Genomic DNA, 12,857 nt, shown 5'->3' on the forward strand with positions numbered 1-12,857 from the left:
ATTTCACCAATCAACTTTTCTGTCTTTGGCTTTAATTTGAAGCACAGATATTAGGCTAATTAATGCGCAGGCAGTAAGATAAATGCCTGCTGCAAGTTTTGTTTCGGTTTTTTCTATAAGCCACATGCATATGTATGGAGAAAGGCCACCAAAAATTCCTGCAGATATATTATTTGCTAAGCTTACGCCAGTGCATCTTACTTTTGTTGGAAACAGTTCACAAATAACAGAGCCATATATTCCAAAAGATGCACCTACTGGTATAGTAATCAATAAGTAAGTTATTATTACGACATAGTGGTTAACGGAAGATAATAATGGTAATACACATGTACCAATCAGAGATAGCATAATCAGTACAGGAATCATTACGCGTTTTCTTCCAACTTTATCAGATGAAATTGAAAAAAGTACCGCAGATGCTGCAAATACAACCTGTACTACTATCCTCATTAAATCTTTAACACTAATAGATAAAATAACTAGCTCTTTTATTGATATATTATAAAACATTATTGCTGCGTAGACAATTGCATTCTGAGCAATTCCCAGATTGATTGAAATAATAAGCGGTCTTTTATAGTTTCTTACTAGTTCTAACAATGGTGAATGTGCTAAATTATTAGCGTACTTATTAGTTTTATATGCTAAGCTTTCTTTTAATATGTACCTAGTTAAAAAACCTATTGTCCCCAAAAAAAAGCAAAAATAAAAAAGCAACTTCCATCCCCATATTTCATAGTTCTCACCTGTAACTCTTTTGCAGATAAATATCATTGTTATGCATAAGAGCGTTCCAAGGGCTCCGCCAAAGGGCTTCATACTTCCTAAGAAACCTAGATTTTTTTTATCTTTTGAATGCTCTATCGTAAATGCTGTATTAATGCTTGTTTCACCTCCTGCAGTTATTCCTTGCACTATTCTACAAAACACAAGCAATACAGGTGAAAGCAACCCTATTTCTTTATACCCAGGTATAATTCCCATAATTGTGGATGATATTGAAATTAATATTACTGAAGTAAGTAAAGTCTTTCTTCTGCCATACTTATCTCCCATATAACCAAAAATTACTGCACCAATTGGTCTAAACGCAAAACCAATTGCAAAAACACCAAGGAATTTGAGTGTACTCAAATAATGATCTTCTGATGGGAAAAAAACGTTGATGATTGTATCTGTTAATACTCCAAAAAGAGTGAGTTCATACCACACAATCATGTTACAGATCATGCCCGATAGTATTGCTTTTTGGATATTATTCATGGTCTTTCAATTTAACATAACCTAATATATCATTAACCGGTGCTCCTTGCTATAAAATTTTTCATTCAATAACCTTCAAGGATAATTCACGTAAATGCTTATCCTCCACCTTGGAAGGAGCACCCATTAGAACATCTTCACCTTGCTGGTTCATAGGAAAACAGATTACTTCACGAATATTTGGCTCATCAGCAAGCAGCATAACTATTCTATCAACCCCTGGTGCTATTCCACCATGAGGAGGAACACCAAATCTGAATGCACGTACAAGTGCACCGAATTTTGTATCAACTTCTTCTTTACTATAGCCTGCAATGGCGAAAGCTTTATACATGATATCCAGTTTGTTATTGCGAATTGCCCCACTTGATAGTTCTATTCCATTGCAAACAAGATCATACTGGTAAGCAAGGATATCGAGTGGATTCTTTTCCTCTAAATCTTTCAGACCACCGTGTGGCATAGAAAATGGGTTATGAAAGAAATCTATTTTTTTACTTTTATCGTCATATACAAAATATGGAAAATCAATGATCCAACAAAACTTGAAGATATTATCATCTATAAGACTGAGTTCTGACCCTAAAAGAGTGCGTACTTTTCCTGCAATGTTTGCCGCCTCATTCTCTTTGTCAGAAGCAAAAAATACACTATCTCCTGGCTCTATGTTTGTTGCTTCTCTTATGTGGTTTAGCCTATTTTCATCAAGAAATTTAGCAATTGGGCCTTTCGCAGTTCCATCTTTATCAAACGTTATATATCCGAGACCCTTAGCACCGAATTCTTTTTGCGCATGTTCTATCTTTTTATCAAAGAAGCTGCGTGGTTCCTCTGCTGTTTTAGGTGCAGGGATGGCTCTCACTACCATACCACGCTCAATATTGCTTTTGAAAATATTGAACCCTGAATCACGGAAAATTTCTGTAACATCGCTGATTAATAGTGGATTACGCAAATCTGGCTTGTCAGAACCATACTTAAGCATTGCCTCTTTGTATGTAATGCGTGGAAAATCTTTATCGACAGACTTGCGAGAAAATTTGGCGAACACTTTATATAAAGCAGATTCAATAACGTCAAATATGTCCTCTTGAGTCACAAAAGACATTTCAAGGTCTAGCTGGTAAAATTCCCCAGGAGAGCGGTCAGCCCTTGCATCTTCATCACGAAAACACGGTGCGATTTGGAAATATTTATCAAACCCTGAGACCATGAGCAACTGTTTGAAAATCTGCGGAGCTTGTGGCAATGCATAGAACTTGCCAGGATTTAGCCTGCTTGGCACTAGGTAGTCGCGTGCTCCTTCAGGAGAGGAAGCAGTGAGTATTGGAGTTTGAATCTCTAAAAATCCTCGCTCTATCATGAGCTTGCGGAGCTCTGCAATAATTTGTGAGCGCAAAATAATATTGTTGCGGACTTTTTCACGTCTTAAGTCAAGAAATCGATATTTAAATCTCATGTTTTCTGGGTATTCTTGCTCGCCGGTAATGCTTGCCAATATACTTCTTTCTTCTTTTGCTATTTCTTCATCAAAGTGGAACTCAACTTCCGACTCAACGCGCAAATTGTTGACTATCACCTCGATTTCTCCGGTAGAAATAGAGCTGTTTACCGTATCTTCAGTTCTAGCTTCAACTATTCCTGTAACAGTAATTACACTCTCCAATTTTAAATTTGATATCTCATCAAAAAAGTCTTTGTCATTATTAAATACTAGCTGAGTGATTCCGTAGAAGTCCCTTAAATCAACAAAAATTAGGTTACCATGGTCGCGCTTACGATATAACCATCCAGAAAGGGTAACTTCCTTTTCTACGTCGTTCTTCCTCAGTTCATTGCACGTATGAGTTTTACAGCAGTTCATATTTGTTTTACTTCTAAATTCTTTAAGAAGTATAGAAATAAACCTTATTACATACAAGCCCGTTCGTCAGATATTTGCGCAATTTTCGAAATAGAGCAGTACTGCTTTTATATTGTCTTTACCCGCAAAAAAATTGCACAATTTCTATAATTATGGTATAATAGCAAGGGTATTTTTAATGAATTAGATACAGGAAATGCCACTTACACAGATCATATTATATAGCGTAACATTACTTGCTGTAGCTGCAGTATTTCTCTTTTTGAGAAAAATATACAAAAATCGCATTAGAAAAATCATATTTCCTAGAAAAGTTTTTAAAGAAGAGTGGGAAGAAGACAGAAAATTCAATGAATTATATCAAAAAAATAAGCAAAAAGAGTTGCTGAAACAACAAGAAACGCTACGCGAGAAACAAAAAGATGTGCAAGTTTATAAAGAAGATCCAGAAATAGTTGACATAGCAAAACCGGTAGGTAAATGGACAAAGATGGTTATGATGGGTAATGGTTTAATGCAGCGTTTTGCACAATTGATACATAGAGAAGGCGGACAGAAAGGATTTTGGGAGCTGTTTGTTAAAGCTCAGGCTTCAACTCAAGGTAAACATAAGGGGAAGGGCAGATAATCCATGCTTGAATGTGAAAATTTATCCTGCGCTCGTAATAACAAAGTATTATTTAAAAATCTCAGTTTTAAAGCTGAGCTAAAATCAAAGATTCTAATCACTGGTCCAAATGGTAGTGGTAAAACCAGCTTAATTAGAAGTTTATCTGGACTTTTACCGCCGGTATCAGGCAATATAAGGCACTGCGGAAAAGATATATATGATGATCCAAAATCCTATATATCTTCTATGGTCTATATAGGCCATAAGAATGCCTGCAAGGACAGCTTAACTGTTGCTCAAAACGTAGAATTCTGGGCAGGAATACGAAATACTAGAGAACTGATTGTGGCAGCTATTTGTTGTTTGCAGTTGCAGCCTGTACTTAATATTAGATATGGCGAACTTTCTGCAGGCTGGAGAAGAAGAGTTGCACTTGCTCGCCTCTTGATTTCTAATGCAAGCGTTTGGCTGATAGATGAACCATTTTGTAATCTTGATAGTGCAACGTGTGAATTAGTGCTGAACCTAATCTCAATACGCTCTGAGCAAAATGGTATAGTAATTATTACAGGGCATAGCTCTACAGAGCAATTGTGTGATTTTACAACGATTGATATACGCGATTTCAATAGACTTCTTGTATAGTTTTTGGCAACAACCGCTAGAAATAAAAACTTACTTGACAAACTCCGCCAGCCTCCTTATCATGAAACTGAAGCTATTTATTTATCTTCTCTGTACAGATTAAATGACAAAAAAACTCACGTATCTGGCGTCTCATGTTTAATTTTTTGCACTATGTGCACTCTATGTCTTTATCAAATTTCTAGGTTTTTACCTATACAAGCTGAAATACGCTTATAAAGCATTTAAAACATCAAAAAACGCCAACTTAAAAAATGGATAGTGAATAATTAGCTACCCTAGGGTTTCTTTTGCCTTTTTTTCTGTTTAGTAAATTTCTTAAACATTTATGACTGAAGGTTAGTTGCATTAAAAAGCAGCTAAATCGCGGTTATTAAGCGTTTAGAATAAAAAAACGCCATACTTGAAAGTATAATGTAAGTAATTAGCCAACCACGGGGCTTCTTTTGCCTTTTTTTTCATTTGGTAAATTCCTTAATGTTTATGGCTAAACGACAACCGTCATCCCGCTACGTGTTAGCGGGATCTCTTGTTAGCGCCGCGGCGGTATGACGGTTCGTGGCGGCGTGACGATAAGCTCGTCATCCCGCTGCTTGTTAGCGGCTAAGGGATACCGCAAAGGGATACTGCGAATGAATCGCGGTATGACGGTTAATTATTCTGCGGCGGTATGACGTAGAGCTCGCGTTAGCTATACTTTTATACTCACCAACTCAGCTGGATCCAAGTAGTCAGCTACTTGGATGACAACCTGTTGAGGCTGCGCTTACACATTCCACTTTCTATGCTCACCAAACAAATTTGCTTACTCGCAGCAAAATTTTCTGGATCCAAGTATTCAGCTACTCGGATGATATCTTTGTGTTTGAAGCAAAACCAGCTATAACATTTCTTCGCAAACAAATGTTCGTACAGTTGTGCGCGTGATGCTGGAATCTAGACAACAATTAGATCCTATTGTCAAGCAATAAGCTACATGTGCTATTTATTTAGTAGATTAAATATGAAGTTTAAAACTCTGCTATTGACTTTCCGTAAGATGGTACAAGCCTCCACCTTCTAGGTGGAGAAACTTTAGTTTGTCAATGTCATAACTGTACTTTATAAAGTATAGTTATGACGGAATATGACAAAGGAAAACACACTGTATTTTATCATAGGTACCATATAGTCTGGATTACAAAATATCGGTACAGAGTATTAACTAAGGCTATGAAGGAGAGAATACGAACAATCATAGCAGAAGTATCTGAAGAAATGGGGATTAAGATAGAAAACGGAGTAATATCATCAGATCATTTACATTTATTCGTAGTAATACCTCCTCATATAGCTGTGAGTGATTTTGTTCAAAGAGCCAAAGGCAGGTCTTCACGCAAAGTTCAACAAGAATTTCCAGAGCTAAATAAAATGTACTGGGGAAAGCGTTTTTGGGGAAGAGGATACTTTAGTGCTACCAGCGGACATATCACAGATGAAGTCATTAATGAGTACATCAATAAACATACAGATGCACATCAGCCTCATTCTATATCTAGTATAAGATTGGAGTAGCTTTAGCTTCTCATCGCGCTTCCAGCGCTATATCCAACCTTTCGGCTCTCAGCCGATAGTGGTTGAGTTCCTGTAGAACTAGTGAAAACCAAACTTGCTTAAAACCACTTAATTAGTTATAGTTATAAGTTTAGGTACAGTAAAATGACAGCTTTTGTCCCCTTGATTATTTTTTTAATCTTGTATCTTGGAAGTGGTGCTTATTTTTCTTTTATCGGAACTGATAATCCACTTCATCAGGTTTCACCAGTAATCTGCTTATTACCAGCACTATTTTTTGCTGTCTCACGTGGTACAAATAAAATTCAGCATAACATCGATACTGTTATCAAGGGCATGGGTGACAAAAACACCCTTACTATGTGTTTAATTTTTTTATTTTCTGGAGCATTTTCTGCGGTGACTCAATCAATCGGTAGCGCAGACACTATTGCTAATTTAATTCTTAATTTCCTTCCAGCAAGATTACTGCTGCCTGGAGTATTTTTGGCTTCTGCTTTTATTTCAACTGCAATTGGCACATCTATGGGAGTTGTTGCGCTGATGGTACCTATAGCTGTTAATCTGGCAAAAAGTGGAGCTTTTGGTCTCGAAATAGGAACTGCAACTGTAGTAGGTGGTGCCGTGTTTGGCGATAACCTTTCGATGATATCTGATACCACCATTGCATCTGTTTCTTCACAGGAAGCTTCAGCAAAAGATAAACTTAAAATGAACTCTAAAGTTGCACTTATTGCCAGCATTATAACACTCATCTACCTAGCAGTTGCCTCAAATAGTACAAAAATTATTTCTATATCAAATTTAGATTATTATTCTATAATAAAAATTATTCCTTACATTTCTTTAATAATCATGGGGCTGCTTGAAGTCGCCACTTTAGTAACAATAACTATAAACATAATTATTGCTGGTGTGCTAGGAATAACTTTTTTTGACTATGCTATCATTCAATTTCCTCATGACGTGTATGACGGTTTCAAAAAAGTAAACGAAATAGTGATATTTGCTCTATTTATCGGTGGATTGAGCCATATAATGTACAAGCAAGGTCAAAAAGCGTTGCATAAACTCATCGATGAAAGCAATATCACAAAAACTAAAGCTGAATTTGTGATAGCAGGAATTGCGTCTATGTTTACTACCTTAGTTGCCAATAATACCATTGCTATTTTACTAAGTGGTGGCATTGCAAAAAGGCTTGCACAAAAACACAGTATTGCGCCACATCGCAGCGCATACTTATTAGATGTTTTTGCTTGTGCTACAAAAGGTATCTTACCTTATGGTTCCCAACTATTGCTAGCAGGGAGTATAGCTTTTGTATCACCTATTTCTTTATTAACACAGGTATATTATTGCTTTATTCTAGCGGCAGTTACAATAGGCGAAATAATCATCAACAGCAGAAAAGGGAAACATTGTGCGGCTGCAACTTAGAGTTTCTCTTTTTTTACCCATAAGGAACGGAATTACTTGACACCCTTCGCCAACCACCTTATCATGAAACTGAAGCTATTTATTTATCTTCGCAATCTGTGCAGGTTAATGACAAAAAACTTAGGGTATTTGGCGTCTCATGTTTAATTTTTCGCACTACGTGCATCGCATGTCTTTAAAAATTTTTAGGTTTTTATCTATATAAGCCGAAACGCGCTTACAAAGCGTTTAAGACAGCAAAAAACGTCAAATTGACAAGGGAGAATTTGAATGCTAGCTACTACGGGGTTTCTTTGCCTTTTTTCCTGCTTAGTAAATTTCTTAAACACTTGCGGTGTAGGTTAGTTGCAAGTTAAAAGCAGCTAAATCGTATCCGTTAAGCGGAGTGGCAGAATAAGGTAGACAAGGTGATCTAAAAAGATAATCATAGAGCAAAAGTGAAATAATATGGTAAACCTTTTAGAACTTTGCAAAAATTTACAGCAAAAAATAGAAAGGTTAGAAGCAAAAATAGAAAGATTGGAAAAAGAGAATGAAAGTTTAAAAGCAGAAAATAAGGCTTTAAAGATAGAAAATGCTGAGTTAAGAGAAAGACTCGGTTTAAGCTCAAAAAATTCATCAATACCAAGTTCCAAAGAGTTGTATAAAATAAAAAAGAATAAGCCGAAAAGCGAAAGGAATATTGGCGGTCAGGTTGGTCATAAAGGAAGTTTTCGCGCCAACATGGATGCAGATAAAGTAGTAAAGATAGAGTTGCCTAATACTTGCGAATGCGGAGGAGAAATTGCAATATGTGAAAAACCATATATTCATCAGAAAGTTGATCTTCCAGAAATCAAGCCTTATGTAGTGGAATATCAGTTAGAACATGGCCGTTGTCGGAGATGCGGAAAGAGAAGAAGTAGCAAGTTACCGGAAGGTGTTACGCCAAATACATTTGGTCCAAGGGTTAACTCAACCACTATCGGCTGAGAGCCGAAAGGTTGGATATAGCGCTGGAAGCGCGATGAGAAGCTAAAGCTACTCCAATCTTATACTAGATATAGAATGAGGCTGATGTGCATCTGTATGTTTATTGATGTACTCATTAATGACTTCATCTGTGATATGTCCGCTGGTAGCACTAAAGTATCCTCTTCCCCAAAAACGCTTTCCCCAGTACATTTTATTTAGCTCTGGAAATTCTTGTTGAACTTTGCGTGAAGACCTGCCTTTGGCTCTTTGAACAAAATCACTCACAGCTATATGAGGAGGTATTACTACGAATAAATGTAAATGATCTGATGATATTACTCCGTTTTCTATCTTAATCCCCATTTCTTCAGATACTTCTGCTATGATTGTTCGTATTCTCTCCTTCATAGCCTTAGTTAATACTCTGTACCGATATTTTGTAATCCAGACTATATGGTACCTATGATAAAATACAGTGTGTTTTCCTTTGTCATATTCCGTCATAACTATACTTTGTAAAGTACAGTTATGACATTGACAAACTAAAGTTTCTCCACCTAGAAGGTGGAGGCTTGTACCATCTTATGGAAAGTCAATAATTGCAGCGTTCAGCGGATTCTACAAAAATTCAAAACGCGAAATAGCGAGTGTCGTAAATGATATCTTCAATTTGAACATAAGCGTCGGTAGCATATCAAGTAGTGAACATAGAGTTGCTTCAAAATGCAAAAAAATGTATGAGCAGATCGAACAAGAGATAAGTAGGAGTAAAGTTCTACATATTGATGAAACGAGCCATTATAACAAAGGTAAACTCGCTTGGTGTTGGATGTTTGCAAGCAATACGGCAAGTTTTGTAAAATTTACAGAGTCAAGAGGAATGAAAGTTTTACAAAATAGTAAATTCTGCAATCGCAATAGCTTGGTAATAACTGACAGGTATGCAGCATACAATTATTTTGCCGATAAAAACAGGCAAATCTGTTGGGCACATTTATCAAGAGATTTTGAAAGATTAGCACATAGTTGGAATATTGAAGTTAAAGTTCTGGGTTGTTACTTGAGAAACGTGGCCACTGAATTATTTGCACTAAAAAAAGCTTTACTAAAAAGTGAGATAGATGTTTTGAGGTTTGTCAGACGTGCCAGAAAATTAAGAAAACGTACAAAGTATTACTTGAAGGAGATATCTCGTTTACCTGAAGCAATTGGAGCCTCTCGAGTTGCAAAAAATGTTCTAAGATCTGAAAGAATGATGTGGAAATTTTTAGATGACCCAGAAAATATTCCGCTGACAAATAACCACGCTGAACGGCAAATTCGGCATTATGTCGTTTATCGCAAAAACTCATATTTTACACAATCAAAGCGGGGAAATACATTCCTTGAGCGGATAATTTCATTATACTTAACTTGGAAACAAAGGGGTCTCAATCCTTTCCAAAATCTCCTATCTATTGTTTCTTAAACCACTCTCCTGAACGGATACGCTAAATCGCTCTTAATCAAGCGTTTTAGAATAAAAAAAACGCCGATATTTTAGTACATAGTAAATAGCCAACCACCATGGGGCTTCTTTTGCCTTTTTTTTATTTGGTAAATTTCTTAAACATTTATAGTTACAATTTAAGAGCCCGTAAAGGGTGTCATTCCAGTGCCCCTGTGATGTATTCCAGTGCTTGACACTGGAATACAGTTTTCCATATAATCTCATCGAAAATGTTGTAACCACTTTCCATGCTAGTTTGCTTGTGAACAAGCAAACTTTTCTGGATCCCAGTGTCTGGGCACTGGGATGACAAGAGAAGGTACTAGCCTGACACCCTGACAACCGTCATCCCGCTGCTTGTTAGCGGGATCTATGCTAATGCCCTTTTATTCTTTCAATTATGTTATTTCCATTTAAATCTGTCTGTTCCGCAACTTCAGTGAATACAGTTGAATACTCCCTAAAACTGATTGTCATAACTTTACCCTACTTTGAATAATATTTTGATCATTACATATTGTAACAAAAAAAATCAACTCATTTCTTCTAACGGCTCTATATTAAAGATAGAAAGTCCAGAAGCGATGACGTGTGCTAAGGCTTGGACAAGTTGCAGCGGTAAGGTTTAAGTTGTCTTCTTATATTTTTAATTGTGTAATCTCCTGTGTTTGTAAATGTTTTTTCTATGCCCCACTGCAGTAATAAGTACTCTGCGCTCTGAATGATTTATGCTGTAAATTATACAGTAGTTGCTAACCCTTATCCTATATTGCCCTCTAAAGCTATGACATAAAGGCTTTCCTAGATTAAAAGGATCAACTGTAAGGCGTTTCTTTATGGCCTCCTGAACCATTAATTTAATCTTTGCCGGAAGAGCTGGAATTTCTTTTTCAATAACATTTTTTAAGAATTTTATAGTGTAAGTTTTATTTCCAGATGTTTTCATCATCCTCTACTTCTTCTTCACCTTCAGAGAAGCGATCGTCAGCTATTTTGGATAGCTCTACATCTTCTTCGAACTCTTCTTCCACTAAATCTACTAAAACTTCAGGAATAGTTTTATTTTGAGTCTCTGCCATTTCTGTAAGATACTGAGCCAATTTACTGTCAAAACTTACATTAACATTGAGCTTTTTTGACTGTGAGCCATATATTAACCAGAAAATACTACTATAAACTATAACATTTTTACTTAATTTTGTCAACTTCTCTATTCGTTGAAAAAACAATCTTGCATAAAAAAATCAACTCATCTCTTCCAAAGGCTCTATATTGAAGATAGAAAGTCCAGAAGCGATGACGTGTGCTAAGGCCTGCACGAGAAACATTCTTGCAGCGGTGAGGTTTAAGTTGTCTTCCAGTATGAAACGCATGTTTAAATCACTCTTGCCATACCCCCATAAAACGTGAAACGCTTCTGCAACTTCAAGTAAGTAGAAAGTAATTCTGTGTGGCTCACAAAGCCTTGCTGCAATTTCTACCACATCTGGCCACTTTGCTAAGGTTTTTATGAGGAAGAGCTCTCCACCTGTCCTTAAAAGTGAAGGATCTGCTGTTGGGAGCTCTTTTGGAGCATTACGCATTAACGAATGAGCACGAGCATGCGCATATTGCACGTAAAAAATAGGGTTGTCTTTTGACTGTTCTTTAACTTTAGCAAAATCAAAGTCCAAGACCATATCATTCTTGCGTGTTAGCATTATAAAACGAGTTATGTCCCTGCCAACTTCTTCCACTACATCTCTTGCTGTTAGGAAGTTTCCTGATCTTTTGGACATCTTAACAGGTTTGCCGTTCTCGAAAAAATTCACAATATTATGCAGTTTTACCTCTATTTTTGCTTGATCATCACTGAGCGCAGAGACGACTGCTTTAAGTCTTTTGACATAACCGCCGTGGTCACTACCAAGCTCTACGATCATATTGTTAAAACCACGTGATATCTTATCAAAATGGTAAGCGATATCCGAGGCAAAATAAGTCCAACTGCCGTCCTCTTTCTTCAATGCACGGTCAACGTCATCACCAAATTTTGTAGAGCGAAATAGCATCTCTTTTCTGGAAGTCCAATTTTCGCTTTCTTTGCCTTTTGGTTTCTCCAGGTACCCTTCATACACTAGACCCTTGTCAGACAATATCTTTATACTCTCTTCGATTTTGCCACTTTTTTGTAGCTCATACTCTGAAGTAAAAACATCATGATTTACTCCAAGTAAGTTCATGCCTTCCTTTATGAGTTCTAAGATAGAACTTAAAGTATAGTCTCTAATTATCTGATTATCTTGCTTTTTTAGAAGCTCCTTGCCATATTTTTTAGCCAACTCCTCCCCTATCGGTTTCAAATATTCACCTGGGTATAAACCTTTTTCGATGCTAATCTTCTCTCCCAGAGCTTCTTTATATCGAAGATACACTGACTTTATTAGTGTATCTATCTGCGCTCCAGCGTCGTTAATATAGTATTCCTTAGTAACTTTATAACCAACTTTTTTCAATAAATTTGCCAGAACGTCACCAAATACTGCCCCTCTTGCATGACCAATATGCAGTGGACCAGTTGGATTTGCAGATACAAATTCAACATTAATGGCCTGATTGTTCCCTATATCTAGGGTGCCAAACTCTGTTTTTAGCTCATTTATTTGTTTTAAAATCCCATGCCATACTTTTATTTTTAAGTGTATGTTGATGAAACCAGGGCCCGCTATTTCCACTTTTGCAACTTCATCAAAAAGTTCAAATTCTTTGGCTAAAACCTCTGCAATTTCAATGGGATTCTTCTTTTCATGCTTTGCGAGCACCATAGCAACGTTTGTGTAAATGTCTCCATGTGCTCTGTTACTTGGGGGTTCTACGATAAAGTTTGTTGTATCTGTATTTATAATACCCCTTTGCTTCAACTCGTTTAATTTACTCAAAATTAAGGAAGAAGCCCTTTTGAAAATGTTCATCAACTAGAAAAACTATGAAAACCTCCAACAATATAGCGAATAAGTGGGGCTAGTTGAAGGTTTATCTTAACTATTTTATCTTCC

Annotated in this window: 11 protein-coding genes and 2 pseudogenes; 6 read left to right on the forward strand and 7 right to left on the reverse strand. The window is 36.6% G+C overall.

What is annotated here, in order from left to right; genetic code table 11:
• Positions 1-3: 3 nt before the first annotated feature.
• Both LA754_RS02970 and aspS read right to left on the reverse strand, forming a co-directional pair.
• On the reverse strand, positions 4-1,266 hold the full coding sequence (locus tag LA754_RS02970; RefSeq protein WP_006279889.1) for an MFS transporter: 1,263 nt from the start codon (positions 1,264-1,266) through the stop codon (positions 4-6).
• A 61-nt stretch (positions 1,267-1,327) separates the two neighbouring features.
• A complete protein-coding gene (gene aspS, locus LA754_RS02975; protein WP_006279890.1) occupies positions 1,328-3,130 on the reverse strand; it encodes an aspartate--tRNA ligase in 1,803 nt (600 codons plus the stop codon).
• Positions 3,131-3,326: 196 nt separating this feature from the next.
• On the opposite strand from aspS, the gene LA754_RS02980 reads away from it, so the two are divergent.
• The 5 genes and pseudogenes from LA754_RS02980 to LA754_RS03000 form a co-directional block, all read left to right on the forward strand.
• On the forward strand, positions 3,327-3,758 hold the full coding sequence (locus tag LA754_RS02980) for a hypothetical protein (RefSeq protein WP_006279891.1): 432 nt from the start codon (positions 3,327-3,329) through the stop codon (positions 3,756-3,758).
• Between the two features lie 3 nt (positions 3,759-3,761).
• A complete protein-coding gene (gene ccmA, locus LA754_RS02985; protein WP_006279892.1) occupies positions 3,762-4,385 on the forward strand; it encodes a heme ABC exporter ATP-binding protein CcmA in 624 nt (207 codons plus the stop codon).
• A 1,116-nt stretch (positions 4,386-5,501) separates the two neighbouring features.
• Positions 5,502-5,939 (forward strand): IS200/IS605 family transposase, encoded by a 438-nt coding sequence (tnpA, locus tag LA754_RS02990; RefSeq protein WP_006279552.1) that lies wholly within the window; start codon positions 5,502-5,504, stop codon positions 5,937-5,939.
• Between the two features lie 144 nt (positions 5,940-6,083).
• Complete coding sequence (locus tag LA754_RS02995) at positions 6,084-7,379, forward strand: Na+/H+ antiporter NhaC family protein (RefSeq protein WP_457923717.1); 1,296 nt, start codon at positions 6,084-6,086, stop codon at positions 7,377-7,379.
• 447 nt (positions 7,380-7,826) lie between these two features.
• Positions 7,827-8,336: pseudogene (locus LA754_RS03000) on the forward strand (DUF6444 domain-containing protein); the annotation flags it as partial.
• Between the two features lie 63 nt (positions 8,337-8,399).
• Here LA754_RS03000 and tnpA (LA754_RS03005) read toward each other — a convergent pair.
• Positions 8,400-8,837, reverse strand: a complete 438-nt coding sequence (gene tnpA, locus LA754_RS03005; RefSeq protein WP_006279552.1) for an IS200/IS605 family transposase — start codon at positions 8,835-8,837, stop codon at positions 8,400-8,402.
• An 85-nt stretch (positions 8,838-8,922) separates the two neighbouring features.
• Here tnpA (LA754_RS03005) and LA754_RS03010 point away from each other — a divergent pair.
• Positions 8,923-9,801 (forward strand): annotated as a pseudogene (locus LA754_RS03010) (IS66-like element ISWen3 family transposase); the annotation flags it as partial.
• A 178-nt stretch (positions 9,802-9,979) separates the two neighbouring features.
• Here LA754_RS03010 and LA754_RS03015 read toward each other — a convergent pair.
• From LA754_RS03015 to argS, 4 genes are all read right to left on the reverse strand, one after another.
• A complete protein-coding gene (locus LA754_RS03015; RefSeq protein ID WP_167347043.1) occupies positions 9,980-10,135 on the reverse strand; it encodes a hypothetical protein in 156 nt (51 codons plus the stop codon).
• Positions 10,136-10,468: 333 nt separating this feature from the next.
• On the reverse strand, positions 10,469-10,768 hold the full coding sequence (locus LA754_RS03020) for a type II toxin-antitoxin system RelE family toxin (RefSeq protein ID WP_077188096.1): 300 nt from the start codon (positions 10,766-10,768) through the stop codon (positions 10,469-10,471).
• Positions 10,749-10,901, reverse strand: coding sequence for a hypothetical protein (locus LA754_RS03025; protein ID WP_186811187.1), 153 nt, complete (start codon positions 10,899-10,901; stop codon positions 10,749-10,751). Before LA754_RS03025 ends, LA754_RS03020 begins: the two co-directional genes overlap by 20 nt.
• Positions 10,902-11,066: 165 nt before the next feature.
• Positions 11,067-12,773, reverse strand: coding sequence for an arginine--tRNA ligase (argS, locus tag LA754_RS03030; RefSeq protein WP_077190175.1), 1,707 nt, complete (start codon positions 12,771-12,773; stop codon positions 11,067-11,069).
• Positions 12,774-12,857: the final 84 nt, after the last annotated feature.

The organism is Wolbachia endosymbiont of Muscidifurax uniraptor (genome assembly GCF_054149795.1).

What these genes read in the sequence shown, in the direction of transcription:
- LA754_RS02970 (WP_006279889.1), bottom strand. Translation starts at nt 1,266, where the DNA reads ATGAATAATATCCAAAAAGCAATACTATCGGGCATGATCTGTAACATG.
- aspS (WP_006279890.1), bottom strand. Translation starts at nt 3,130, where the DNA reads ATGAACTGCTGTAAAACTCATACGTGCAATGAACTGAGGAAGAACGAC.
- LA754_RS02980 (WP_006279891.1), top strand. Translation starts at nt 3,327, where the DNA reads ATGCCACTTACACAGATCATATTATATAGCGTAACATTACTTGCTGTA.
- ccmA (WP_006279892.1), top strand. Translation starts at nt 3,762, where the DNA reads ATGCTTGAATGTGAAAATTTATCCTGCGCTCGTAATAACAAAGTATTA.
- tnpA (WP_006279552.1), top strand. Translation starts at nt 5,502, where the DNA reads ATGACGGAATATGACAAAGGAAAACACACTGTATTTTATCATAGGTAC.
- LA754_RS02995 (WP_457923717.1), top strand. Translation starts at nt 6,084, where the DNA reads ATGACAGCTTTTGTCCCCTTGATTATTTTTTTAATCTTGTATCTTGGA.
- tnpA (WP_006279552.1), bottom strand. Translation starts at nt 8,837, where the DNA reads ATGACGGAATATGACAAAGGAAAACACACTGTATTTTATCATAGGTAC.
- LA754_RS03020 (WP_077188096.1), bottom strand. Translation starts at nt 10,768, where the DNA reads ATGAAAACATCTGGAAATAAAACTTACACTATAAAATTCTTAAAAAAT.
- LA754_RS03025 (WP_186811187.1), bottom strand. Translation starts at nt 10,901, where the DNA reads ATGGCAGAGACTCAAAATAAAACTATTCCTGAAGTTTTAGTAGATTTA.
- argS (WP_077190175.1), bottom strand. Translation starts at nt 12,773, where the DNA reads ATGAACATTTTCAAAAGGGCTTCTTCCTTAATTTTGAGTAAATTAAAC.